This window comes from Maribacter arcticus (assembly GCF_900167935.1).
Classification (GTDB): domain Bacteria; phylum Bacteroidota; class Bacteroidia; order Flavobacteriales; family Flavobacteriaceae; genus Maribacter; species Maribacter arcticus.
Window position 1 is genome coordinate 140,206 of the sequence record NZ_FUYL01000007.1, and the last position, 24,950, is coordinate 165,155.

Consider the following 24,950-nt stretch of genomic DNA (forward strand, 5'->3'; position numbering starts at 1 on the left):
TATCAATGTTACCAAACAATAAGTTTGTGAGTATACTTTTTACGAAAAGGTTTTCGAAAGCACGTAAGACCTATAACCTAGCATAAATTACATCGAAGGCTAATATGTACCGTACTCACAATTAAATTGAGTCAACTTTTTTTTCCAAATTAAATGTAGAAATATATTAGAACCTTCTGCTTTGGTTGACTTATGTAGATAAATAACTAAATTAGGAGGTGAAATCAACGCAACATATATAATGGCAAACTTTAATATTGATGCTAAAAAGGAGATGACCTATGATGCCATAGTCATTGGATCCGGAATTAGTGGAGGATGGGCAGCAAAAGAATTATGTGAAAAAGGATTAAAAGTTTTGGTGTTAGAACGCGGACCCATTGTGGAGCACGTAGTGGATTATCCTACCATGAATCTAGACCCTTGGGATATGGAGCTCAGAGGAGGTTTAACTCCTGACCAAAAAGAAAAACATTACAAAGCAATCCGTTCTGGATGGATTGGTACCGATACCGAACATTTTTGGGCAGATGACGCTGCAAACCCTTATACAGAAGAGAAGCCCTTTTTATGGTTACGTGGTCATCAAATGGGTGGTAAGTCTTTATTGTGGGGTAAGCAAACCTACCGATGGAGCGATTTAGATTTTGAAGCAAACGCAAAAGATGGTCATGGGGTAGATTGGCCAATTCGATATAAAGACATTGAACCTTGGTATACCTATGTTGAGAAATTTGCAGGTATAAGTGGCGAAGCATTAGGATTGCCACAATTACCCGATAGTCATTTTTTACCACCTATGGAACTTAACTGTGTTGAGAAACACGTAAAAAGTAGAATTGAAGAACAGTTTGCGGGTAGAAATATGATTATTGGTCGGGTTGCACATTTAACCCAACCACATAATGGTAGGGGACAGTGTCAAAATAGAAATAGATGTAGCCGTGGGTGTCCTTATGGCGCTTACTTTAGTAGTAATGCAGTAACCTTACCACCAGCGAATGCTACGGGTAATTTAACGATACGTCCTTATTCAATTGTTCAATCGTTAATTTATGACGAAACAAAAGGAAAAGCTACAGGAGTTCGAATTATAGACTCGGAAACAAACGAGGATATAGAATATTCGGCCAAAATCATTTTTGTAAACGCATCAACCTTGAGTACCACTCAAATTTTAATGAATTCGAAGTCTAACCGTTTTGAAAACGGATTAGGAAATGATAGTGGTGAGTTAGGGCATAACTTAATGGATCATACCTATAGAGTGGGAGCGATAGGTAAAGTTGATGGCTTTGATGATAAATATTATAAAGGAAGAAGGCCTAATGGTATTTACATTCCTAGATATGTAAATATTGATGAGAAAAGTAAATCAGATAAATTCTTGCGTGGTTTTGGGTATCAAGGTGGTGCCTACAGAGGTGGTAATCCTGCCAATATTGAAGCCTTTGGAGCAGATTACAAAGATAGTATTTTAAAGCCTGGCGGCTGGGAAATGTTCATCACAGGATTTGCAGAATGCTTGCCTTATCACGATAATAAAATTTCATTGAATTCGGATGTTTTAGATAAATGGGGACAACCTACATTAACCATTGATGCTGAATTTAAAGCCAATGAGAAAGCATTGAACAAACAAATACAGGAAGATGCTGTAGAAATGCTAACGAAGGCCGGTGTTAAAGATGTTTTGGGCTTTGATAATGAGCATCCACCGGGATATGGTGTTCATGAAATGGGAACAGCACGAATGGGGCGTGATCCAAAGACGTCTGTTTTAAACGAATTCAATCAGGTTCATGCCGCTAAAAATGTATTTGTCACCGACGGTGCTTGTATGACGTCATCATCATGTGTAAACCCTTCGTTAACCTATATGGCATTAACTGCGAGAGCAGCGAACCATGCGGTATCTGAATTAAAAAAACTAAATATCTAAGCTATGGACAGAAGAAAAGCGTTACGAAAAACAGGACTTTTTGCAGGAGCAACGATTTTAATGCCTTCTATGCTTTCCTTATTTGAATCGTGCAAAACGGAAACCAGATTAGATTGGCAACCTTTATTTTTCACCGATGTAGAGGCGAAAACTATTGCTAAGCTAGTGGATATGATTTTACCGAGAACAGATACGCCAGGTGCGTTAGATGTGAAGTCTGATATTTTTATAGATAAGGTTATTGCTAAAACTTATGATAAAGAAGGGCAAGATAGTATGAGAGCTGATATTGCAGCTTTTAATAAGAATTGCAAAGAGAATTACGGCGATATTTTCATCAATTTGAATACCGAAGATAGCACCAAGGTGTTGACAGAGGCAGAAACAAATTCAGGGAAGTTTGGCTCGGGAGTTTGGGGTACGGGAGTAGGTCCACAAGAAACTATCGGTTTTTACAGGTCAATGAAGTCCATGGCCATTTGGGCCTATTTTACATCAGAAGAGATGGGAGAAAATGTACTAAGCTACGACCCTATACCAGGCAAATATGAGCCATGTAAGCCTTTATCTGAAGTAGGAAACAAATGGAGTTTAGGATAAACTTAAATTATTCATTTTTTTTATAAACAACATCGCCATTAAAAATGGTCATGGCTATTTCTGTTTTTAAGAATTCATCTTCGGGTATGGTCATAATATCCTGATCGTAAATAGTAAAGTCGGCTAATTTTCCAGCAGTAATTGAGCCTTTAATATTTTCTTCGAAAGCGCCATAGGCAGCATCAAGGGTATATGATTTCAAGGCTTGTTCTCTGGTCATTTTTTGTTCAGGTTCATAACCACCTTCAGGAGTACCCTTTAAAGTTTTTCGACTTATACTCGCATACAAACTCGCAATCGGATTTAGAGGCTCTACGGGAACGTCAGTACCGTTGACAATAGGTATGCCGCTTTTTAAAAGGTCTTGCCACATATATGCACCTTCTTTAATTCGTTTTTCACCTAAACGGTCAATAGCCCAAGGTCTATCGGAAGACAAGTGCACAGCTTGCATTGCTGGTATTACACCTAGTTCTGTAAAACGAGGAATATCATCAGGGTGTAAATGTTGGGCATGTTCTATTCGAAATCTGTGATCCGTTTTCAAATTAGGCAATTCTACAAAGGCAGCTTCGTAACGGTCTAAAATTTCTTTATTGGCACGATCACCAATGGCATGGGAGCAAACTTGAAAACCGTTTCGCAAACCATTTAAGGCAGTTTCTTGAACCATTTTCATGGGTAGAGTTTCATGTCCAAAGTGTCCTGGTCGGTCGGTATAGGGTTCTAACAACCACGCACCACGAGACCCTAAAGCACCATCGCAACTTAGTTTTATAGATCGTATGGTCAAGCGATTGTCTGGGTCAATAAAAGGTCCTTTTTTATACCATTCATTTAATAAGTCTTTATCACCACCTCGAAGCATAGCGTATATACGTACATTCATTTTATTCGCTGCCTTGGCATTTTCATAAAATTTTAAGGTTTGGCTTCCAATACCAGCATCATGAAAGCTTGTTATACCATTTCTATGGCAAGCCTTTACAGCCAAATCAAAAGCTTTAGCTTTTTTTTCTGGAGAGTCTTGGGGAATATGTTGATAGATTAAGCGTTGAGCACGCTCATTAAAAATACCGGTAAGCCTTCCTGTTTTGTCGCGCATAACTTCACCGCCTTCAATCTCAAATTTATCAATTCCTTCTTTTGATAATATTTGTAAACCAGCAATTTCCATAGCCTTGGCATTTGCAAAGCCTGCATGACCACTAGCATGAGATAGATACACAGGGTTATTTGGAGTTACGGCACTTAACAAGTCATGTGTTTGAAATCCATTTACAGCATCTGCTGGTAATGAATCCCATTTACTTTGGTGCCAGCCTCCTCCAATTATCCATTCACCTGGCTCTGCCTTTTTTACTGCTTCTGCAACGATATCTATAATTTCTTGATAGCTTGTTGTATTGAGCAAATCAATTTCTAGTTCAGAATTACCCAATCCCATAAAGTGGCCATGCCCTTCAATGAGACCAGGGGTCATGGTTTTTCCTTTTAAATCAATGACTTGGGTTTGTTCATTTTTGTATTTTTCAGCTTCTTCAAGATTACCCGCAAAAAGTATAATACTATCTTTTGTAACTACAGCTTCAACTCTAGTTTGAACAGAATCAACAGTGTAAATTGGACCTCCGTAAATTAGTAATGTTGCGGCTTCCTTTTTTGGACCAGAACATGCAGTAATCATAAGGAGACTCATTGCTAAGCTCCAAAAAATTGAATTTGATAATTTCATTGGTTTGGTTTTGAAAATTTAAGTTACGATTTTAAAGTCAAATTGTTTTCTAGTTTCTCATTATCCATTTATTTAATTACCAACGAGGGTAATTTAGTATAACGTAACATTCGGGTAGTTTGTAACTTAGTTTTTTGAAAAGTACGGGATGGAAAAGTATGCATTATGATGCCATGTACTCTGTAGTTTTGAGCTAGGTTAGTAAGTCTTGTTTAAGATATAGAAATCATTTTTAGTTAAAATTAAAAGAGTATTTTAAAATAAATGAAATTACAGATGTCAAACAAAAAAGTAAAAGATATTAAAAGAGAAATTCTATCGGATAACTGGTACACCCTTAATAAATACACCTTTGAATACCAGAAACCAGATGGTACTTGGGAAACCCAACAACGAGAGGCGTATGACCGTGGCAATGGTGCTGCCATTCTATTGTATAATGCTAATAAAGGTACTGTTGTGCTGACAAAGCAATTCAGAATGCCCACGTATGTGAATGGTAATGATGATGGAATGATGATAGAGGTTTGTGCCGGACTGCTAGACGGTGATAATCCTGCTGACTGTGTAAGAAAAGAAACCGAAGAAGAAACTGGGTATAAAATCAGCAACGTTAAAAAAGTGATGCAAACCTATATGTCACCTGGCTCGGTGACCGAGATTCTCTATTTATTTGTTGGGGAATATGATGAAAGCATGAAAGTGAGCGAAGGTGGTGGTGCTGAAGATGAAACGGAGAATATTGAGGTTTTAGAATTAAATTTTGAAAAGGCAATGGATATGATTAATACAGGTGAGATTAATGACTCAAAAACCATTATGTTGCTACAATATGCAAAATTGAATGCGTTAGTTTAAATTATTTTGTCCGACAGAATGGTATGCAGAATGTACGAAAAATAGGATTTGGTGGAGGTTGCCATTGGTGTACCGAAGCTGTATTTATGGTGCTTAAAGGTGTTGCGAAAGTAGAGCAGGGTTTCATTGGCCCACAAGGCGATATCGATAACTTGTCAGAAGCTGTAATTGTTCATTATAACGCTGAGGTAATTGAATTAAAAGATTTGGTTGCCATTCATTTAGACACGCATCAAAGTACTCAAAACCATTCTATGCGGCACAAATATCGTTCTGCCGTATATTATTTCATGAAGGAAGATGAGGAATTCTTAAAGTTAATCATGAATGAGTTCCAAAAAGAGCTGAGCACTCCTATAATTACTTCTATTCTTCCCTTTGGTCAGTTTAAATCATCCGAAGAAAAATTCCATAACTATTATTTAAGCGATATTGAAAAACCGTTTTGTAAGACTCACATTTCACCTAAGATTCAACTGCTTAAGGAGAAATATGCAGAACACGTTGCTACAAAAGTGTCGTAGCTAATAGTTGTCTCGTAAAGTATGCAGCATTTGTTCAAGGCGTAATCTTTCGTCTGATAGCGATTCTCTAAAATGATTATTCATAAAACTAAAAATCAGTGTTTTACCAGATTTGGTCAGTAGGTACCCACTTAAACAATAATTATTACTTAAACTACCAGACTTTGCATAGATGTATGGCTGTTTATCTCCAGCAAATCTATTTTTCAAAGTGCCAGATAAACCACCCGCAGGGAAAATAGTATACAGTCGTTTTTCTGAAACCATTACATAGAGTCTATCTAATACATTCACCATATTTTGTGGTGTAAAAAGGTTGTAACGCGATAGTCCTGACCCATCGACCCATCTGGGTTGTTGAGCTAAATCTTGCAACTCATTTTCTAAGATATGTGTTCTAATTAAGTTACTGTTTAATGTGTCTTTTAATTCAGAAGCGGCCATGAATAAAAGCTGTTCAGCAATAAAATTGTCGCTCTCATGCATCATTCTTTTATAAAGCGTATCCGTTTCAATACCGTATAAGGTTTCTTTGTTCCCTATAGGCATGGTTACAACTGTTGAAATTTTTTTGCCCAATGCTTGCTCTAAAATAGAAGTTGAGGTTTGTAGACTTGTAATAAAAGGAGTTTCTAAGGTATCTTTAGATTGGGGTGGGTAGTAGAAAATATTTGAAAATTCATTTCTATTATCCTTATGCAAAATTTCTATAACACTGTCTTTAAAATATGGAGGAGATACCACCAGCTCAGTATTCTTATACGATACTACCACATTTCCGTTTATAGGTAGTGCATTTCGTTCAGGAGAATAATACCATTGATAATCGTCCCAAGCCCAACCTGCACCATATTTTTCATCTTGAAAATTCCCAGAAACAAATGCAAGGTTACTTTGATTTTTCAGAAAATTGAGTGCCGTAGAATCTTTTAAATATGGATGTAAAAAAGAGGGGTCTCCAGTACCTTCAAAATAAAGGGTGTCCTTAATATTTATATATCGTATTGCCGGTGCTTTTTTGGGCAACGTTTTTAAGGCAGCGAAAAGAGTGAAGATTTTTGTATTACTAGCAGGTATAAAATACTTATGACTGTCTTGATTGTAAATTGTGTCTTTAGTTTTAGCATCGATAACTAAAATACCTGTAAATTGATTTTTATAAAATGAAGAAGCTAGGGTAGTATTGATTGCTTTAGAGATAGCAGATTTTTTTGAAATACAGGACGTTAGAACAAAAAATATGAGTAGTATAAAAGTTATTTTCTTCATGTATTCGAAATTACAAAATACTATTCTTGATGAAGCGATAAAAATTTAACATCGTTGCTTTTACTTTAACTTTTTGTATGCAATAATCATTCGGCATTTCTGTTTACCTTTATACAACAACCTAATTAACATATATCATGGCAAATTCTATGCTAGAGTATAGTAAAACAGTTCTTAAAAAAGTGAGTTTTGATGCTCTTCTTTTCTGTAAAGAGTTAAAAAAAGCGCTCTTGACATTGCTACCAGAAGAGGTAGAAGAATTAAAGGTTTGGTTAGAGAATTATATAACAGACAAACCAGAATTACAACCAAGTTTAATTTATTTAAAAGCATAATATAGAGCCACGTTAAGTGGCTCTTTTTTTTTAAGCAACCAAAAGACTATTTAGGTATCTTATTTAAAAAGTTGCGATGAACTTGAAATTTTTATTGAGCACTTTTCTATTTATCAATATTTCTTGTAATGACGATAATGATTCGATAAATGTACCTATCGATAATGAAAAATTATTAGGGAATTGGATACTTACCGAATCTTACATTAGTCCTGGTGGTGCTGCCGAATGGCAAAATGTTGAAAAAGGATTTCGATATATTTTTGAGGATAAAGGATTATTTCAAAAACGAAATTTTGATAATTCTTTAGATTATAAAGGAAATTTTCAAGTAAATGAGGATGAACTATTTTTTTATTTTAAAAATGAAAAAGTATCAGATACCTTAGGTTATAAAATTGAATTGGACAATGCAATTTTAACTATCTCACCATTTTACCCTACAATGTGTATAGAAGGGTGTTTATATCGTTTTAAAAAAGAGTAATGTTTTATTTGTTCAACGGACTTATAATCTTCACATCTTGGAAGGCTATGGCACCTCTAACTATACTGGTGATAACATCTTTTAATGCTTCAGTAATTTGAACTTTTAGTTCTTTTTTATGATAAATAAGACTTACTTCTCGTGCGGGGGACGGGTCTTTGAAGTATTTGAGGTTTTTTTTCTTCGCCTCATCGAGGTCAATGGTATTCAAATAGGGGAGTAGGGTCATGCCCAATCCCTCATTAGAGAGATTAATTAATGTTTCGAAACTTCCACTTTGAAGGCTAAAATGTTCGCCACCAATTTTCGGTGTTTTACATAAATTCAAAACTCCCTCTCTAAAACAGTGTCCGTCTTGTAAGAGTAAAATATCTTCAATATCTAAATCTTCAGGAACTATTTGAGTACTATTACCTAAGCGATGTTCTTTTGGAACGTAGCCTACAAAAGGTTCGTAATACAGCGGTCTTTCTTTAATAAAATCAACTTCTAGAGGTGTTGCAGCAATGGCTGCATCTAAATGTCCATCTTGAATATTTTGAATAAGACTTTCTGTATTCTGCTCCTTGATAATAAGATTTACCTTCGGATATTTCTGAATAAAGGTTTTCAAAAACATTGGTAATAGCGTAGGCATAATTGTAGGGATGATTCCCAACACATAGTCACCACCGATATAGCTTTTTTCTTGTTCTACAATATCTTTTATTCGAGCTGCCTCATTTACAATATTTTTAGCCTGAGCCACTATTTTTTCACCTACTTGAGTAATGGTAATTGGCTTTTTACTTCTGTCAAAAAGTAGAATATCGAGTTCATCTTCCAATTTTTGAACTTGCATACTTAGCGTAGGCTGGGTTACAAAACTTTTCTCGGCCGCAAGGGTGAAATTCTTATACTCTGCAACCGCAAGTACGTATTGTAATTGAGTAATAGTCATGTGTATAGTTTGAAGCTATAAAATTACTAAAAACGATTCTTTAAACCTATAGCATTGATATCGTTTACTACGTGAGTTATATTTATTTCTCATGGTTTTAAATTGAAATACGGTTGAATTAATAAAATAAGCGTTTAACTTATTTCAATATAAACTCGGTAACCAAATAACAAATAATTGCTAAAAAAAGTATCGCCAGCCCTATGGCCAAAAAGCGAATGGCGTAGTTGACACATTTAAATTTATAAGCAGATATTTTAGAGTTAATGAAAATCTGTTGGCCTAAATGGTCAAAGAGTTCTTCTTCGGTTAAACTTATATTATAAAAAGTCTGTGAAAACTCTCTAATGGTTCCAAACTTTGAAATGATATCTCCAAAAAAGAAAATATTTCGGTCGTATTTATCTTCGATTTTTGGAATAAAACAACGAATACTATAGTAGACGGAAATAATGGTACAAATAACCCAAGAAACAATTAGTGCATATAGTAACCATGAGTTATTGTCTTTCTGTAAAACCGTTACCACATTACTATAGATTATATTCAGTAAAATACCATAGAATGAAAGAATAAGACCTGCCTTTATCTCAGAAGCCTTTATAAGGCTAAAAACATAATTGATACTTCCCCAATAGTGATCTACAAGTTCTTCGGTGTGCGAACTTTCACCTTTTATTAATTTAAAATATTCTGCATCTTTTTTAGAAATATGGTTTTTACCTGATTTATGTGTTTTGGTAGCTTCTTTTTTAGTCATATGCCGAATACTTGTAAGGTTTTATTTGTTTGGATAGTGTTAATAGATTGAATAACAAAATCCCGTACCATAGGAAAGAGTTAAGGTACTAAGTTTTATGTAATACTCAAAAATGACTTTAAAAATATAGGCCCAACTTGGGCCTATATTTTTTTAAAGAAATAACTAATTCTTCAATACTTTTATGTAGCTGGCTTCACCTTCGTTTTCTAAGCGGAAAAACAATATCCCTTTTTCAAATGAAGTAAGGTCTACTTCGATATTTTGACCTTCGGCGGGAGATATTTCCCTTGATAGTAAAAGTTGACCTGTTTCATTGAATACACCAAGTTGAGTGGCTTCAATGCTTTCTTTTAGCTGTAAAGTCACATAATTGGAAACCGGGTTTGGATACACAGTCGATGTCGGTTGGGACTCAATGTCATCATTGCTAAAAGAGGACATATCCACTAGCAGGGTTGTTGCCTCGCAGGGGTTTGCATTAGAACCGTTGGCCGATTTTGATGGGCTGCTACAACCATTACTAATGACTTCCCATTGCAATCTGCGGCCATCCGTATAAATTTCAAATGTATGCACTCCGGGTAGAAAGACCTCAGGTAAGTCTCCAACAAAAAAGGCGTTACCTTTCAAAATGTTGTTTGGACCATTGCTGATAAATACAGGCACGCTTAAAGAGTTCGTATACTCAAAACGCAATTTAGTCGTGATTTGAGGATAATTGATAAGCGTAGCTGGTGATTTGCAAATATCAGATGCCTTAATACGTTCATTACAACCCACTATTGGGGAAACAAATAACGTTCCGGGTTGTAGATTAATATCATAGTTTTCGTAGCCCTGCAAATTCGAAATATCAGCCGATACCGAATATTCACCTAGTGCTAGAATACCGCTCACCACCGTACCATTTTGATCTGTTACAACAAATGCAGTAAACACCGGTGCCTGGTCATCACAAACTAATCCGGTAACCGTTGTATCAAAATTAGCAGGAACGGGGTCTCCTTCATTTATAATACGAGTTCCAACACTAATATCAAGCTGAGTTGCAGAAATTGCAAGTACACCATTTTCAAGGATTATGTTGTAATTGGTATTGGGTGACGATGAAATTATTTCAATTATCTCAACATCAGTACAACCAGTGCTAGGGGTATATGCAAAATCTCCAAGCACATTTTGTATGGTTTCTTCATAAGGAAGCATTTCAGGTGCTATTGTAGCGGTAAAGCCTAAAGGATCTTGTTGACCATAGGTTATTGTTGCATCGTTCGCACTTATGGTAACATCAAACGGAATTACAGTCAAAAGACCGGTATTTACGTAAGTAATGTTATAATTAGGACTATTCGTTTCTGCTGATGCGCTAATTACATAGGGCCCTTCGGCAACACTACAAGCACTACAGGCAACGGAATAAATAAGTCCACCCGGAAAGACCTCGGTAGCGGTATCACTTAATTTAATGCCGTTTATTGTTTTGGTAAATTCTGGAATTTCATCTCCGTAGGTGATGGAAGCATCCCCTGTAGTAACTGAAAGTTCTGCGGGTAGTATTTCAATTGGAGTAGGGCGATAGCTAATTTCAAAATTACTGTCTATAAATCCGCCAGGGATAATATACTGCGTTCCTGCATCCAAGCCAGTAATTACATTTATAGGTTTAATATCTATAGGGTCTGCGTTCTGATCGCTAGTAGCATCACTTACATTTACAATGACAAGAATGTTATCGAAGGCGTTTAAAATTTTATCAGAATCTGAATTGGGTAAAGGTTGCCCATTAACCAAGGATAACCCATTGACCAATGAAAGTCCATTTACCAATGACAATCCATTCACCAAAGATAATCCATTGACCAAGGAAAGTCCGTTCACCAAGGATAATCCATTCACTAAGGAAAGACCATTCACCAAAGAAAGTCCGTTCACCAGTGAAAGTCCATTAGTAATAGAGGATAGACCATTGTTTTCAATGGAGGTGGGGGCAAAGAGATCCGCTCCAAAATTCACTAATTTTTCCTGTCCGGTTCCATTAACCAAGGATAAGCCATTTTCAATGATCGTGTTGGATTGATTCACCGTACTTTGAGACACAAAAAATGTTTTGTTTACCAGCGATAATCCATTAATTGTTGGTTCCCCGTTTACTAAGGAAAGCCCATTGACCAAGGATAGTCCGTTTACTAAGGATAGTCCGTTGACGAGTGAAAGGGCATTTACATGATGGTCAGCAAAAGTAGCAGCTACTTGGCTATCGACACCTAAGTTGGCTTCGGCCTGATCCCCAAAAATATAATCAAACGTTATTTCAGGTAAGGCATCCCCATATACAATAGGTTCCAAGGCTTGTGGTTGAATGGTCACTGGCATGGGAACGATATTCAAAACACCAGGTTCGGTTGTAAAACTATATAGCTCTTTAAGAATAATATTAATCTCAGAAAGCGCAACATCAATGGCATAGATTCCTGTATTAGAACTTGGTATTGCCTGTGTACTCATAGTAATAGAAGGCAATAATAATTCTAAGATTTCTGGCCCGAGTAGTATTTCTGTTTCGTCTACAAAGGTGGTAAATGTCAATTCAAGATTTGATTCACCATAATGCCTTTCAAAGGAATCTCCTTTAATGATGATATCGGTAATCGGTATATCTTCAAAGGTCAATACTTCTGAATCGCCTCCATCCGATCCATTGGTTAAAGGGCCAGATGGGGTAAATACATAAATCGGAGGATTTCCAATGAATGTGGGTATAGTTGCAAGTAAAGTGCTAGAGTCGATAAAGGTAGTTTTCAAACTATCCTTCCTAAAAATGACAATAGAACTTTCATCAAAATAATCTCCTTCCAATATCAAATCAAAAGGAATGTCACCAGGGCTCGAATTTTCCGTATCCAATTTTTCTAAATTGAATCTGATGAGATTTGGCAACGGATTTGAAAAAGCACCAATGGTATTATCTGCCGATACAAATCCGAATCCGTTGGTAAAATCAAATCCGGCAGCTCCCATATCGATACTGTTATCTGTTATAAGTTTTCGTATAGCTAAATCAGGATCTGTATTCGACGGATCGATAAATTTACTTTTTGCTTCGATGACCAATGCGGCCAATCCTGCTGCATGTGGCGCTGAAGCAGAAGTGCCGAAGAAATTGGGAAATGAATTATTGTTAAAATCGGGTTCGGGTGCCCCTAACTCAACTGATGTATCACCACCTGTAGGTGCCATAATATCAGGTTTGTTTCTTATGGTACCCGCTGTAAACGTCCCCCCTCGAGAAGAGGATTTTTGTGCCAAAAGGGTTTTACCTTTGTACGGGGTATTGTCATAGCGAACAGCACCTACAGTTATAGCACCTTCTGCATTGGCATGGCCTACAACGGTCGATTTATTCAGTACATCTTCCTTAACATCTGGAGGTGTAATAACTGCAAAATTACCATCATTACCTGCCCTAAATACTACATATTTAAATGCTACGGGGTCTACTCTACCTGAGGCTCTTTCAATGACCAAATTTGTAGTAGTTGGGTTCACTACTTCAAATGGCATAATCTCAACCGGGTCCGCACCCAAATTATTTCTATTGAATCCGTAAAGGATACTGCCATTGTCGTTTGCCAAATAAATATCAAGATCGTTTTGGGCACCTGTCAATGAACCCAAGGAGTAAAAATCATCGTCCCATTGTAAGGCAATGATATATTGACCCTGTTCTAATTGCAGTTGTTGTAGTGAATTTCCACCTTCGAACTCGTGGCGTATTCCATTTGGCGACGCAGAAGCGCTGAAATTGGCTTCGTAAGATCTATTTCCAAAATTACCTGCCGAAGAAAAATAAGAGACTCCCAGAGAAGTAGCTTCATTAACCGCATCTGCTACTATACCATCACGGTAAAAAGGGCCTTTCATGTAGGTGAGGTCGTCAACGATTATATCACAACCTGCGTCTACCAATTCGGCAATTCCGGCGGCCATGTTACCTTCGGAAACAAAGCCAGTGGTAAAATATAATTCAGCCTCGGGAGCTACGTCGTGAAGAATCTGTAGCATTGCCCTTCCTTCATCGCTAGCGGCACCCAACGGATAATCTTGTAATACTGTTACAGAATTTGCTCCACTGGGTAGATCTCCGTTGTCAATATCACGAACTACGGCAGCTCCCAAAGAACTTCGAACACCGCTAATACGATCATAACTGTCGGAAATGACTCCTATTTTAACATCTTTTCCGGATAGGTTCCAACCCAATCGAGCGATATCTGAATTTTGGGCAAAATCACCTTGACTAGAAATTAGTCCCGTATTAGGGATAGGGCGTGAGACCTCGTAAACTTGATTGATTAAATCTGTATGAGGGTTTAAATCCGGTAAGCGTAAAATCGGAAAGAAAACGGTAATAACTTGTTCATCATCGTTGGGGTCATAAACATCTGAAATAAAATCTCCGGGAAATATATTGAAGGTACCTAAAAGGGAAACGACACCGCTATATTGACCAGATTGTACAACTATTTCAATCAATACCTCACCATTTTCGTTCAAAGTATAGATGAATTCATTGGTCGCTTCATTCGCATCGTAATTGCTAGATAGGGATGTCAAGGCAGAACCAATAAGTTCGTTCACTTTTGAATTAGGGGGGTATCCGGGTAAAATATCACAATTGATCAAAACACAAGCGCAAACTGCATCCACTTCCTCTACTGAACTTTGACTACCAGGAACGCCACTAGTATTTCGACTTGTGTAATATAATACGTCAATAGACCAAGTGCCGGAATTATTGATATTTCCATTCAAGGCCTTCACACTTCCTGATCCGGATAATGTTGTTTTATTCAAGAAATTGCCTTCCGTTAAGCTGATACACGCATTTTGAAGCGTAATGGATGCGTTGTTCACCACATTGCCATTTTTCGTAAGCACGGCATTGGTCAATGTAATTTGCCCATCATTATTTAAAATTCCGGGGCCAATATCAATTTGACCTTGAGTAACAGTAAGATTACCGGCTGTGTTAACATTAATATTACTCACCGTGCTGAAAATCGCATTATTAAAAACGATTAAACTACCATTCCTATTTATTTTAATGGGGTTATTCGAACTATATAGAATTCTATGCTTAATGGTTACATTGCTATTGGAAATGGTAATATTAGGATATGGGTTTTTGTTACAGCCACCACCTATACATGTCCAAGCGGTTGGATCCTCCCAATTATCTGATAATCCTGTAGTCTCATAATTTTGACCAAGTACGATACCTGTTGAGCAAAGAAACAGGAGGTAAAATAAATTTAAAGGTCTTGCTAGTTTATTGAGTAGTGAATTGGCACTAAACGAAGTGGAAGGTAATGAAGTTCTCATATTCAATAGTTTTGATGTGGTCCATAAATTAAACAAATACCTAGCTCTCGTTACTACGTATTTATTAGCTTTATTGAAATGAGGGAACTATTAAATATAATAAAAAGTACTATATCAAGTATTAAAATGCAGGAAATAAAGTGATATGACCTTAAAAAATGACCTTAAAAGTAGTTCGTCGATGAAAAAGGTATTTCACCAAAATTTTAAATTGGAGAATAAGTAAGAAAAACCCACATATAGCTGGGTGTTAGTGAGTTGGTTAGCTTACTAAAGCCTGACGTTTTTCTTTTAATTCTTTTAATTTTTGAAGCTTCAATGGTTTTCTAAACTCTTGGGCAAAAGGAGTATGGAATTTGTGATTTTCAAGAAATTTTATTTGAAGGTCTAACCAATCCTTCTGATTATTTACAATATCATAATATTGGAACTCTTTGTATAGACCACCACTAAGCAAATCATAGTCAGCTCTTCCCAAATAATCCAAATCGGCGTCGGCAACTATTTTCTCCATAAAAGTGGTAGGAACCTGGGGAACTTTGGTGGCACGAATCATACCATTTACTACTTCTATTTCTTCTGGAGTTAACATATCCCTCAAAATATGGGATAGGTTTTTAATACTTCTTTCTTCATGCTCAATAGGTGAGATGATATAACCAAAGTCATGACCTATGGCCGCAACACGAATAAGTTTAGCATCATTTTCATCTATATTATAATGCTTAATATATGCATCACAAACATTGGCTACATCAATCGTATGTTCCAAGGTATGATAGGTTAAATGATTTGGTAGACTTTTCTCCAAAGTGGACAGTAGTAGCAAACAAAGTTTAGGATATGCCTTTTCGTTGTGCAATTTCATCGGCTACTGTAAAGTGAAAAAATTTATATTCAATTAATTAAACAAAAAATTACTTAAAATATTGTATTTGAAAATGATTTGAAAAATAAGCAGTCAATATAGTTCTATCCTTTTCTCAAATTTTCAAATGGGTTTCAACTTACATTATTTCTTTTAGTAAGAAAAACCCTTATTTATATTCTACAATTTTAAACATTTTTTTATAGTTAAAGGCTAGTTTCTGGTCTTTAACTAGCAATTACATTTTCCGTCACTTCTTTTCCTACGAAATACATTTTCAGTTTTTGTGAATTCTTAACGGTTATAATTCCCCTATAGGTGAAATCTATTTTATCCTTTAATAAATTATAGGTGTTTTCTGAAACATTAATTTTACCTGGGATCGAACTCGATTCCATTCGTGCAGCTACATTTACGGTACTCCCCCATATATCATATTGAAACTTTTTGGTGCCGACCACTCCTGCAACTACGGGGCCCGTGTTGATACCGATACGAATTTCAAAAGGATGTATATCTTTTGGTGGGTTCATCCAGGTACGTTCAACAAATTTCAAAATTTCAGTTGCCGCATTGAAAGCATCTACTGCATTGGTGTCATTTTTGGTAGGTAAACCTCCGGCACACATGTAGGCATCTCCGATGGTCTTAATTTTCTCCAAACCATGTTTTTCTATGATTTTATCGAACTCCTTGAAATAGTAATCTACACTCTGTACTAACTTATCGGCCGGTATTTCTTCCGCTACCTTTGAGAACGCCTTGAAATCGGTAAAAAGGACGGTTACCTTTTCAAATTCCCTAGCCTTTACTGTACCGTTCAATTTTAGCTCTTCAGCGGTTTCTGCGGGCAATATATTAAGCAGTATACTTTCTGCTTTATTACGCTCATATGCTAATTTTTTATTTGACTTTTTCACAAATCGATATTGCATGAGTGCACCAAAAGCAATTGCAAATAATAAAGCGGCAACTGCATAAAAGTATTTTTTAGAAATGGCCGCTCTTTCCAGTCCAATCTCTTTAACTTCATTTTCGGCATTCAATAATTCAATTTCTTTTTCCTTGTTCTCAACATCAAACTGAAATCTTAAATTACCGAGTGTATCTTCGTAGTCATCATTTCTAATTGTGTCACTGATTGCAGAAAATTGATTTTGATAGTTAAATGCATTTTGATAATCACCAAGTTGAGCGTAGACCTTAGCCAAACCCTCATAAATATCTTTTTTATCCCGAAAAACCTTTGTCGTTTTGGTTAATTCCAGAGCATTCTCGTACTGTTCAAGGGCTTTAGAAGGCTCGTCTATTGTTCTGTACATATCGCCTAAACGAATATATGCTTTGGAAGCCTCCATTTTGGCATCATTGGTTTTAGCCAATGCAATTGCAGCCAAATATTTTTTTTCGGCAATTTTTAGTTTACCCATATCTTCATATGCTTTTCCTACCATGATTATACTGTTGGCCAGATCAGCGTCATTTTCATCAAAAAGAATCATGGATTCATCCAGAACCTGAAGCGCTGCCTCTGGATTATTGGTATTAAGGTATATTTCCGCAATATTTATTGCCGCATAAGCCACGCCATCCCTATAATTGATTTCCTCGAATATTTTTTTTGCTTTATTATAGGCTTCCAGAGCTTGCGCGTAGGTTGCTTTTTCATTGGAGTACACACTGCCAATATTAAGATAGGCCGTGCTGATACGTAAGGAGTCTTTTATTTCTTCCGCCAGTCTAACGGATTTTAAAAAATAGTCTAATGCAGTAGGATCATCCCCCTTGGTTTGATACACACTGCCCAAATTATTTTGAAGGTTGCTTATGCCATTTTTAAAACCTATATCTTGAAAGAGTTCTAAGGATTTTTTCCAATAATCAACCAATTCTTTATTTAGTTCACCTTTGGCATATAGTAGCAAGCCTAAATTTTTATACCCATAAGCTTGCCCTTTTTTGTAATCCAATTCTTCCGCCAGGTCAATTGCCTTTAGGGCATAATTTTTTGATTCTAATGTGTCCGATTTGGAAAGGATGTTTGAAATATCCAACAAGGCATTCACGTTAGTGGTATCCTTTTTGTTCTCTTTGATTATAGATTTAAGACTATCTATTTGTTGGTCTTGTGCAATTATTTCGACCGTGTAGAAGAACAATGACAAAAGGCTAAAAACGTAAAATTTCCTTAATCCCATATTTATTAGATAAGCCTTTAAAATTCAATGAAAAGGATATTTTTATTTAAAAGTAAATATAATCACTTGATTTTAAGCAGTGAATAAAAAATATATCAAAAAAAGATACTAGCAGTTTATGCCTATATCAGTTGAATAATTTATATGCTTCACAAGAATTTAAATTTACACCAATAAGCTTTAAAATCTAATATTCAGCGCCAAACCTTCATGGCCAACAATGAACTTCACATCTTCAAACCTTGGTGGTCCCATAAGCATAGGATTATTGCTCATGGTATAATTTTCAATCGGTTTACCGTTCACTTCAAAATCGATCTTCAGATTGTCATTTGCATCATGTAAGACTGAGTTGTAGCTTATAACTTTTAAAAATGTAATTGGATTGGATTTCTTCTAGTTAAAACATAATCTAGACCAAATTTACCAGAGCCAAATCCCATAAAAAATAGACCAAGACAAAAGAAAATAAATGTGGGTATAATATTCCAAGATACATCCCAGAGTCTAAAAACTATCGTGACGAACATGGTGGTAGTTATAAAGAACGCGGTAATTCTAGTATTTAATCCTAAAATTAAAAGAATGCCGCCTAAAGCCTCTGTAAAACCGGCAGACCAAGCAAACAATTCTGGTATTTGAGAAAATGGTGGCCCGAACTGTTCTACCAATTTAATAAACCAATCTGAGACTTCAAATAATTCAAGTCCCATCAATTTTGGGGTCCAAGGTGTACCAAATTTATTGACAGCAAATACAAAAGAAAGTAAATATCCTGTGAGTACTCTAGGTATTAAAATTAAAACATTAGGCATTAACTCATCTACCCTAAATGGAATAATTAGCTTTTTAAGAGGTAGAAGAATTTGGTTCATTGGTTTAATTAATACTTAAACTTAAAATTTTTATCAGAATCGGATAATGATAAATATCACTTTTAACCAAATTTTCAAAACTTTGCTTTTTGTATAATTAATGAGCTAATTAAAATTTATTTTTGCTCTAATAATCACAAAGTATAAGGCTTAGTTAAAATTGGGTTAAAGCAGTAATATAGTAGAAGAAAGCTATTCTTTATTGTAATTTTAAGGCAGTTAACAAAGGAAAAAAATATGAAAAAGATTAAAGCATATGCAGCAGATTCAAAGGAAGCTGATTTAAAACCATACGAAATAGAACGTAGGGCAACTTTAGAAGATGATGTTAAAATAGATATACTTTATTGTGGTGTTTGCCATAGCGATTTGCATCAGGTAAAAAATGATTGGAAAAATTCTGTATATCCTGTTGTACCGGGGCACGAGATTATTGGGAAAGTATTAGAGGTTGGAAAAGGTGTTTCGAAATTTAAAGTAGGAGACTTAGTAGGTGTTGGCTGTTTAGTTGATTCTTGTCAGACTTGTAGTGCCTGTAAAGATAATTTAGAACAGTTTTGTGAAAATGGAGCAACGTTTACTTATAATAGTAAAGACAAGCATTCTGGTGGACATACGTTTGGGGGATATTCTGAAAGCGTTACCGTAAATAAAGAATTTGTTTTAAAAGTACCGGAAAATTTAGATCCTAAAGCAGCTGCGCCATTATTATGTGCAGGTATAACCACATATTCTCCATTAACCCATTGGGGTGTTAAAAAAGGGGATAAGGTAGGTGTAATTGGCTTAGGCGGTTTAGGTCATATGGGAATTAAGTTTGCGCATGCCATGGGTGCGCATACGGTTATGATTACTACATCACCATCTAAAAGTGAAGATGCTAAAAAATTGGGTGCAGATGAAGTATTGATTTCTAAAGACGCTGACCAAATGAAAAAGCATGCAGGCTCTTTCGATTTTCTTTTAAACACGATTCCGGTTGGTCATGATATGAATCCGTATGCGGCATTGTTGAAAAGGGATTCAACAATGGTGATTGTTGGTGCAGTTGAACCTTTAGACCCATTACATGGAGGAAGTTTAATTATGGGTAGAAAGAGTATTGCCGGTTCATTAATTGGTGGTATAAAAGAGACTCAAGAAATGTTAGATTTTTGTGGCGAACATAATGTTGTTTCTGATATAGAAATGATTGATATCCAAAATATTAATGAGGCTTACGACAGGCTGAAAAAATCTGATGTGAAATACAGATTTGTAATTGACATGAAATCTTTGAAAGAGAGTTAAGAAAATACTATCGAAATAATGATTAAAGAGCCCTTTTAAAGGGCTCTTCTTATTTTAGTTTTATATAGTCTACTTCGAGGCTAAAATCTTCTTCTTTGTTATTTCCAATTAAAATGGCCACTTGCGCAAGAAAATCACCTTGGTAATTCGGCATTTTTAAAGAGTCGCCTCTAAAGTAGGGTTCCATTTTCTTAAACGGAATTGTAATAACTTTCCAATCTTTCCCGCTAGAAAAGGTATAAATATATGAATGGCGTTGATGGTCACTTGATTTACAACGGAACTGGTACTTTTTACCATCTCCTTTCATTCGAATTTCAAAAGAAGAATAGTCCTCCACTACAATACAATCTAAATCGTGTCGTACTAAACAAAATCCGCCATTATTATCCAGTGAAACATGGCCGCTAAAAACTCCACTACCTTCTGAGTTTATTTGAATTATACCCAATGACATTCCGCCCATAACTTCATCGTTAACAATTTTCCATTCGTCAATCTTAGAAGATTTAGAAAAGTTATAAATGGTTTTAGCTTCGGTCATAGTTATTTAATAAAATGTAGTAATATTCAATACTTAAAATTAAATGATTGATTTCATCAAAAGATATCTAAAACGAAATTATTTTAGCTTGTTCGAATTAAAATCATTTTTTAAAGCATTATTAGCGAAATAAGAAATCGCTAAAAGAACGCTAACAAAGGTCATGCATAACACAATAGTATATAAATCATCTTTATCGAGTTTAAAGATTACCCTATTTACGTTGTAAATTCGGGTAGGTTTTATTTTTTATTGAAAATCTAAGTTTATTATATATTCAATTGATTTACAGGTGTTTGAAGTCTTTTTTTTTTTAAAATTTAATTATGAAGCTAGTATGCAGTTAGTCGATTAATTTTTTTACTGGAATTAAGGCCTCAATCTATTTATTAAGTTTTTTCATCTCTTTTGCAACCGCTTTTTCAGAAGACCCCTGCTTTTCTAATTCCTCTATTATTTTTGGGTGGTCATGACTTCTGCCTTGTGATAGTTTGTTAACCGCTTGTATGTCGTTAATACTAATCTCAAACCCAATAATGCCAGTAACTTGCCTCATGGTCTTTTTAGACAAATCATTTATTGAAATAGGGTGTTCTGAGTTTTGTTCATACTTGTCAACCAATTCATGTAATGATTGCATTAATTCTTCGGCCGTTTGAATTTTGACTGTTCCATAAACATGAACAGCAACATAGTTCCAAGTAGGGACTTCCTCTTTCTGATACCATGATGAGGAAATATAACTATGCGGACCATTGAAAATGCATAAGACTTCATCACCATCAACCAAGTTTTTACTTTGTAGGTTGGCTTTTGCAATATGTCCTACTAAAACATTTTTGCCATTTTTATTCTTTCCCAATTCTAAGGGTATATGTGTACCCCAAGGTTTGCCTTCAATAGTATTAATTAAAATACCAAAGCTGTTGTTTTTTATGAAGCTATGAATTTCATGTAGGTCTATATTTTTGTAGTGTTCTGGTATAAACATCTGTCGAAATTTTTATGCTTTATTTATTTTGTTTGAATACCAATTTCGAAGCTAATTTTTAATAATGAGTTTAGCGAAAACCGGTAAGTGATCCGAAATATGTTTGTTGTTCTCCATGCGGTCATCAATATGAATATAGCTTTCTACAGCAAAATTTTGCACAAAGATATAGTCGATACGATCGGTTAGATTTCTGTCGTGTTCAAAACCATTGAAAGTTCCCGTAGGGCCGTAAAAAGTTTTTTGAGTTATTGATTGACCATCAACCAATTCTTTCTTTAAAAATTGAATGGGATTTTCATCAGGCTTCAAATTCAAATCACCCATAAGTACAACAGGTAAATTTTCTGTATTTAGTTCTTTGATTTTAGAAACGATTAGCGCTGCCGATTTTTCACGAGCTAAAACCCCCATATGGTCAAAATGAGTATTGAATACCCAAAATTGTTTTTTTGTTTTCAGGTCTTCGAAAAGTGCATAGGTACAGATACGTTCCAAGGCCGCATCCCAACCAACAGAAATTTTATCCGGTGTATCTGACAACCAATATGTTGCATTCTCTAGTGACTTTAGCAGTTCAGTGTCATAAAGTATAGGGGAGTACTCACCTTTTTCTTTTCCATCTTCCCGGCCCACGCCAACAGAAGCAAAATTCGGCAAATTCGCAACTAAATAGTTCAGTTGCCCGTTCACTACTTCTTGCATGCCTATGATGCCGGGTTGGTAATGTTTTAGTAAACTTACCATAGCTTCTTTTCTATCGTTCCAGTTATTAACGGTATCGTTGGTATTGTCCCATTTAATATTATAGGTCAATACCGATATGTCTTGACCTTGAACGTTCGCGAAGCCAATAAATAGTCCTAAAATAATTGTTAGTTTGTATGCTTTCATATTATTATTTGACATCTTTATATTTTTCGAACCAAGCCAAAACACTTGCGATTTTTGCGACTAGATTACTTGGTCTATTGGCAATGCCATGACCTGCTCCTGGTATACGCACCATAGCAGTTTCTACACCTTCTAATTTTAAAGCAGTATAGAATTGTTCAGATTCAGCGATTGGTGTTCTGTAATCCTCTTCACCTGTTAGTAGCATAGTTGGGGTGGTCACATTGCCCACGTAAGATAGCGGTGAACGCCTAAAGTAGTTTTCTGGGTCTTCCCATGGTTTTTTACCGAACCAATATTTAGAAAAGAATGCTGCACCATCTGCATACAGTACAAAGCTTGTCCAGTTAATAACTGGCTTGGCTACAACGGCAGCTTTAAATCGGTCTGTTTTGCCAACAATCCATGCTGTTAGTACTCCGCCGCCACTACCACCAGTAACAAATAGGTTATTGGTATCTACGTAGCCTTTTTCAATAACGGCATCTACGCCACTCATTAAATCGTCATAATCGTGATTAGGGTAATCATGGTGAATTAAGTTTCCGAATTCAGCTCCGTAACTTGTGCTTCCTCTTGGGTTGCTATATAATACAACATAACCTGCAGCTGCATACGCTTGAATTTCAGCACTGTAAACAGAACCATAACTGGTAAAGGGGCCTCCATGTATTTCAAGAATGAACGGATATTTTTTTGAAGGATCAAAATTAGGAGGGGTAACCACCCAACCCTGAATGTCTTTTTGGTCATAAGAAGACTTCCACCAAATTTCTTCAGTTTTACCTAAATCTCTAAAAGAGAAAAGATCATCATTTACAAAGGTCAAACGTTTAGAAACTTTCTTATCGGCAACACCTAAATCAGAAGGGTGCTGCGTGTTGCCTAGTGTATATGCAAATCTTGAATTTTTTGAAACAGTAAAATCACCCGCATTGTATGGTCTACCTAAAGACAACCCGCCAAGACCTTCTACTAGGGTAGTAACTTTTCCGTCTAAGGTGATATGGCCTATTTTGGTAGCACCTTCGGTATCATATTGAAAGTAAAGACCTTTACCATCATTTGACCATTGTGCATTGGCAATGTCTCTATCAAAATTTCCAGATAGTAATTTGCTGTTTGAACCATCAGTATTCATTACGTACAATTCCGTAATTTGATATCCCTGTAATCTGTCGTCATTGCCCGTGTAAGCAATCATTTTACCATCAGGAGAAACCGCTGGCGAACCATCAGGACCATATCTAGTAGTTAACGGTGAAACTTCTGCTGTTGCAATGTTCAAGGTATATACTTCACTATTTGCTGGCTCAAAAGCTTCATCAGGATTAAAATTAGCTGAGAAGTATAATGTTTGGTCATTTTTAGACCAAACAGGTGCGCCGTGGTCAAATGTTGTTGTGGTCAGTTGTTTTGGTGTGCCGCCATCAATGGATAAAGTAAAAATTTGGTCGTGACCGCCTTTTATATATCCTTGTCCATCACCTCTATAATTCAATTTGTCGATGTAAGTAGGGGGAGTATTCCATTTTGCACCTTCAGGCTTAGCCGGTAGCTTAACAATCGACTCTTCTGCTTCTGGTACGAACATGGTGAAAGCCAAATAACGGTCATCATTAGACCAACTTACGGCGCCTGGTGCTTTTGGTGTATTTGTTAATGGAGCAATTTCCTTAGTATCCATCCACATGAGATACAATTTCATTTTATCATCAGATTTATTCGATTTAAAAATGATTTTTTTACCATCATGAGACCAGCGTGGGTAGTCGTCGTTTTGGTTGCCGGTGGTCAATGGTCTGTTTTGCGAACCATCATAATTTACTATCCAAAGGTTCGATAAATTTTTGTCGGTCATAATGTCCTTAAAATTCCGAACATAGATAATTTTACTTCCATCTGGCGATATCTGAGGGTCAGATACAAATTCCATATCAAAAATATCCGTTAGTTCTAAGGTGCTTTTGTTCTGTGAGAAAAGAGGGATTGAAACAAAAAGGAGAATAGGTAAGAGTAGTTTTATCTTCATTGTTTGCTTTTTTGGTTATAATATGAAATTACATAAATGAATTGTAATGAGTTAAACTGTAGGCTTAATAATAGTAAATAACTCAAATTTGTTTATTGGTAAGGGCTACTGTTTTTGAAATACTATTTTAGCTACCTTAACGGTCAACAACAAAATCAAATAATCATGAACAAGCAGGTAAAATCAATTCTTCTTATTGTGGGTGTAGTTTTGTTAATTTATGGAATTTACACGCTTATAATGCCCGAGGCGTCCTTAGATCTTGGGATAGTCAAAGTGGAGGAACAAGATAATACCAATGCCTATATTACTATAGTTTTGGGTATAATTGCGTTAGCCGTATCGTTGGTTGGAGGTAAAAAATAGGTTAAGCATGAATTTAACAGTATCGATAGCCTATTAACCTAAGCCTTAATTATTTCA

At 35.8% G+C, this 24,950-nt stretch carries 21 protein-coding genes; 8 read left to right on the forward strand and 13 right to left on the reverse strand.

What is annotated here, in order from left to right:
* The first annotated feature begins 241 nt into the window (after window positions 1-241).
* Both B5X55_RS12205 and B5X55_RS12210 read left to right on the forward strand, forming a co-directional pair.
* A complete protein-coding gene (locus tag B5X55_RS12205; protein ID WP_079512912.1) occupies window positions 242-1,942 on the forward strand; it encodes a GMC oxidoreductase in 1,701 nt (566 codons plus the stop codon).
* A gap of 3 nt (window positions 1,943-1,945) precedes the next feature.
* Window positions 1,946-2,542: a gluconate 2-dehydrogenase subunit 3 family protein gene (locus tag B5X55_RS12210; protein WP_079512913.1), complete on the forward strand. Its 597-nt coding sequence runs from the start codon at window positions 1,946-1,948 to the stop codon at window positions 2,540-2,542.
* Between the two features lie 7 nt (window positions 2,543-2,549).
* On the opposite strand, the gene B5X55_RS12215 is transcribed toward B5X55_RS12210, so the two are convergent.
* Entirely contained in the window at window positions 2,550-4,277 is a 1,728-nt protein-coding gene (locus tag B5X55_RS12215) for an amidohydrolase (RefSeq protein WP_079512914.1), read from the reverse strand.
* A gap of 276 nt (window positions 4,278-4,553) precedes the next feature.
* On the opposite strand from B5X55_RS12215, the gene nudK reads away from it, so the two are divergent.
* Together nudK and B5X55_RS12225 are read left to right on the forward strand one after the other, a co-directional pair.
* Window positions 4,554-5,135 (forward strand): GDP-mannose pyrophosphatase NudK, encoded by a 582-nt coding sequence (gene nudK, locus B5X55_RS12220; protein ID WP_079512993.1) that lies wholly within the window; start codon window positions 4,554-4,556, stop codon window positions 5,133-5,135.
* A gap of 23 nt (window positions 5,136-5,158) precedes the next feature.
* Window positions 5,159-5,659, forward strand: coding sequence for a peptide-methionine (S)-S-oxide reductase (locus tag B5X55_RS12225; protein ID WP_079512915.1), 501 nt, complete (start codon window positions 5,159-5,161; stop codon window positions 5,657-5,659).
* Here the strand turns inward: B5X55_RS12225 and B5X55_RS12230 are convergent, their stop codons facing one another.
* A complete protein-coding gene (locus tag B5X55_RS12230; protein WP_079512916.1) occupies window positions 5,660-6,928 on the reverse strand; it encodes a D-alanyl-D-alanine carboxypeptidase/D-alanyl-D-alanine-endopeptidase in 1,269 nt (422 codons plus the stop codon).
* Between the two features lie 137 nt (window positions 6,929-7,065).
* Between B5X55_RS12230 and B5X55_RS12235 the strand changes: the two genes are divergently transcribed.
* On the forward strand, window positions 7,066-7,263 hold the full coding sequence (locus B5X55_RS12235) for a hypothetical protein (protein WP_079512917.1): 198 nt from the start codon (window positions 7,066-7,068) through the stop codon (window positions 7,261-7,263).
* 76 nt (window positions 7,264-7,339) lie between these two features.
* The gene (locus tag B5X55_RS12240) at window positions 7,340-7,750 is read left to right on the forward strand and encodes a lipocalin family protein (RefSeq protein WP_079512918.1); all 411 of its coding nucleotides are present in this window, start codon (window positions 7,340-7,342) and stop codon (window positions 7,748-7,750) included.
* A 4-nt stretch (window positions 7,751-7,754) separates the two neighbouring features.
* Here the strand turns inward: B5X55_RS12240 and B5X55_RS12245 are convergent, their stop codons facing one another.
* From B5X55_RS12245 to B5X55_RS12275, 7 genes are all read right to left on the reverse strand, one after another.
* Window positions 7,755-8,690, reverse strand: coding sequence for a LysR substrate-binding domain-containing protein (locus B5X55_RS12245; RefSeq protein ID WP_079512919.1), 936 nt, complete (start codon window positions 8,688-8,690; stop codon window positions 7,755-7,757).
* Between the two features lie 139 nt (window positions 8,691-8,829).
* Window positions 8,830-9,450 carry a Pycsar system effector family protein gene (locus B5X55_RS12250; protein WP_234999728.1) on the reverse strand — a complete coding sequence of 207 codons (621 nt, stop codon included), beginning with the start codon at window positions 9,448-9,450 and terminating at the stop codon, window positions 8,830-8,832.
* Between the two features lie 165 nt (window positions 9,451-9,615).
* Entirely contained in the window at window positions 9,616-14,835 is a 5,220-nt protein-coding gene (locus B5X55_RS12255; protein ID WP_079512920.1) for an MBG domain-containing protein, read from the reverse strand.
* Between the two features lie 262 nt (window positions 14,836-15,097).
* Window positions 15,098-15,703: an HD domain-containing protein gene (locus B5X55_RS12260; RefSeq protein ID WP_079512921.1), complete on the reverse strand. Its 606-nt coding sequence runs from the start codon at window positions 15,701-15,703 to the stop codon at window positions 15,098-15,100.
* Between the two features lie 227 nt (window positions 15,704-15,930).
* A complete protein-coding gene (locus B5X55_RS12265; RefSeq protein ID WP_079512922.1) occupies window positions 15,931-17,901 on the reverse strand; it encodes an adenylate/guanylate cyclase domain-containing protein in 1,971 nt (656 codons plus the stop codon).
* A gap of 180 nt (window positions 17,902-18,081) precedes the next feature.
* On the reverse strand, window positions 18,082-18,282 hold the full coding sequence (locus tag B5X55_RS19025) for a DUF2141 domain-containing protein (RefSeq protein ID WP_079512923.1): 201 nt from the start codon (window positions 18,280-18,282) through the stop codon (window positions 18,082-18,084).
* Window positions 18,270-18,776: a DoxX family membrane protein gene (locus B5X55_RS12275; RefSeq protein WP_079512924.1), complete on the reverse strand. Its 507-nt coding sequence runs from the start codon at window positions 18,774-18,776 to the stop codon at window positions 18,270-18,272. Before B5X55_RS12275 ends, B5X55_RS19025 begins: the two co-directional genes overlap by 13 nt.
* A gap of 237 nt (window positions 18,777-19,013) precedes the next feature.
* On the opposite strand from B5X55_RS12275, the gene B5X55_RS12280 reads away from it, so the two are divergent.
* On the forward strand, window positions 19,014-20,066 hold the full coding sequence (locus B5X55_RS12280; RefSeq protein WP_079512925.1) for an NAD(P)-dependent alcohol dehydrogenase: 1,053 nt from the start codon (window positions 19,014-19,016) through the stop codon (window positions 20,064-20,066).
* Between the two features lie 49 nt (window positions 20,067-20,115).
* Here the strand turns inward: B5X55_RS12280 and B5X55_RS12285 are convergent, their stop codons facing one another.
* The 4 genes from B5X55_RS12285 to B5X55_RS12300 all read right to left on the reverse strand — a co-directional run bounded on the left by B5X55_RS12285 (window position 20,116) and on the right by B5X55_RS12300 (window position 24,527).
* Entirely contained in the window at window positions 20,116-20,610 is a 495-nt protein-coding gene (locus B5X55_RS12285; RefSeq protein WP_079512926.1) for a CIA30 family protein, read from the reverse strand.
* A gap of 382 nt (window positions 20,611-20,992) precedes the next feature.
* Window positions 20,993-21,601 carry an FMN-binding negative transcriptional regulator gene (locus B5X55_RS12290; protein ID WP_079512927.1) on the reverse strand — a complete coding sequence of 203 codons (609 nt, stop codon included), beginning with the start codon at window positions 21,599-21,601 and terminating at the stop codon, window positions 20,993-20,995.
* A gap of 51 nt (window positions 21,602-21,652) precedes the next feature.
* On the reverse strand, window positions 21,653-22,510 hold the full coding sequence (locus B5X55_RS12295) for an endonuclease/exonuclease/phosphatase family protein (protein ID WP_234999730.1): 858 nt from the start codon (window positions 22,508-22,510) through the stop codon (window positions 21,653-21,655).
* Window positions 22,500-24,527 carry a S9 family peptidase gene (locus B5X55_RS12300; RefSeq protein ID WP_079512928.1) on the reverse strand — a complete coding sequence of 676 codons (2,028 nt, stop codon included), beginning with the start codon at window positions 24,525-24,527 and terminating at the stop codon, window positions 22,500-22,502. The genes B5X55_RS12295 and B5X55_RS12300 overlap by 11 nt, the downstream gene beginning before the upstream one ends.
* 165 nt (window positions 24,528-24,692) lie before the next feature.
* On the opposite strand from B5X55_RS12300, the gene B5X55_RS12305 reads away from it, so the two are divergent.
* Entirely contained in the window at window positions 24,693-24,893 is a 201-nt protein-coding gene (locus B5X55_RS12305) for a hypothetical protein (RefSeq protein ID WP_079512929.1), read from the forward strand.
* Window positions 24,894-24,950 lie beyond the last annotated feature (57 nt).

Bases quoted from the DNA above. Each gene is read 5' to 3' on its own strand.
- B5X55_RS12205 (WP_079512912.1), top strand. From the start codon at position 242: ATGGCAAACTTTAATATTGATGCTAAAAAGGAGATGACCTATGATGCC.
- B5X55_RS12210 (WP_079512913.1), top strand. From the start codon at position 1,946: ATGGACAGAAGAAAAGCGTTACGAAAAACAGGACTTTTTGCAGGAGCA.
- B5X55_RS12215 (WP_079512914.1), bottom strand. From the start codon at position 4,277: ATGAAATTATCAAATTCAATTTTTTGGAGCTTAGCAATGAGTCTCCTT.
- nudK (WP_079512993.1), top strand. From the start codon at position 4,554: ATGTCAAACAAAAAAGTAAAAGATATTAAAAGAGAAATTCTATCGGAT.
- B5X55_RS12225 (WP_079512915.1), top strand. From the start codon at position 5,159: ATGCAGAATGTACGAAAAATAGGATTTGGTGGAGGTTGCCATTGGTGT.
- B5X55_RS12230 (WP_079512916.1), bottom strand. From the start codon at position 6,928: ATGAAGAAAATAACTTTTATACTACTCATATTTTTTGTTCTAACGTCC.
- B5X55_RS12235 (WP_079512917.1), top strand. From the start codon at position 7,066: ATGGCAAATTCTATGCTAGAGTATAGTAAAACAGTTCTTAAAAAAGTG.
- B5X55_RS12240 (WP_079512918.1), top strand. From the start codon at position 7,340: ATGAACTTGAAATTTTTATTGAGCACTTTTCTATTTATCAATATTTCT.
- B5X55_RS12245 (WP_079512919.1), bottom strand. From the start codon at position 8,690: ATGACTATTACTCAATTACAATACGTACTTGCGGTTGCAGAGTATAAG.
- B5X55_RS12250 (WP_234999728.1), bottom strand. From the start codon at position 9,450: ATGACTAAAAAAGAAGCTACCAAAACACATAAATCAGGTAAAAACCAT.
- B5X55_RS12255 (WP_079512920.1), bottom strand. From the start codon at position 14,835: ATGAGAACTTCATTACCTTCCACTTCGTTTAGTGCCAATTCACTACTC.
- B5X55_RS12260 (WP_079512921.1), bottom strand. From the start codon at position 15,703: ATGAAATTGCACAACGAAAAGGCATATCCTAAACTTTGTTTGCTACTA.
- B5X55_RS12265 (WP_079512922.1), bottom strand. From the start codon at position 17,901: ATGGGATTAAGGAAATTTTACGTTTTTAGCCTTTTGTCATTGTTCTTC.
- B5X55_RS12275 (WP_079512924.1), bottom strand. From the start codon at position 18,776: ATGAACCAAATTCTTCTACCTCTTAAAAAGCTAATTATTCCATTTAGG.
- B5X55_RS12280 (WP_079512925.1), top strand. From the start codon at position 19,014: ATGAAAAAGATTAAAGCATATGCAGCAGATTCAAAGGAAGCTGATTTA.
- B5X55_RS12285 (WP_079512926.1), bottom strand. From the start codon at position 20,610: ATGACCGAAGCTAAAACCATTTATAACTTTTCTAAATCTTCTAAGATT.
- B5X55_RS12290 (WP_079512927.1), bottom strand. From the start codon at position 21,601: ATGTTTATACCAGAACACTACAAAAATATAGACCTACATGAAATTCAT.
- B5X55_RS12295 (WP_234999730.1), bottom strand. From the start codon at position 22,510: ATGTCAAATAATAATATGAAAGCATACAAACTAACAATTATTTTAGGA.
- B5X55_RS12300 (WP_079512928.1), bottom strand. From the start codon at position 24,527: ATGAAGATAAAACTACTCTTACCTATTCTCCTTTTTGTTTCAATCCCT.
- B5X55_RS12305 (WP_079512929.1), top strand. From the start codon at position 24,693: ATGAACAAGCAGGTAAAATCAATTCTTCTTATTGTGGGTGTAGTTTTG.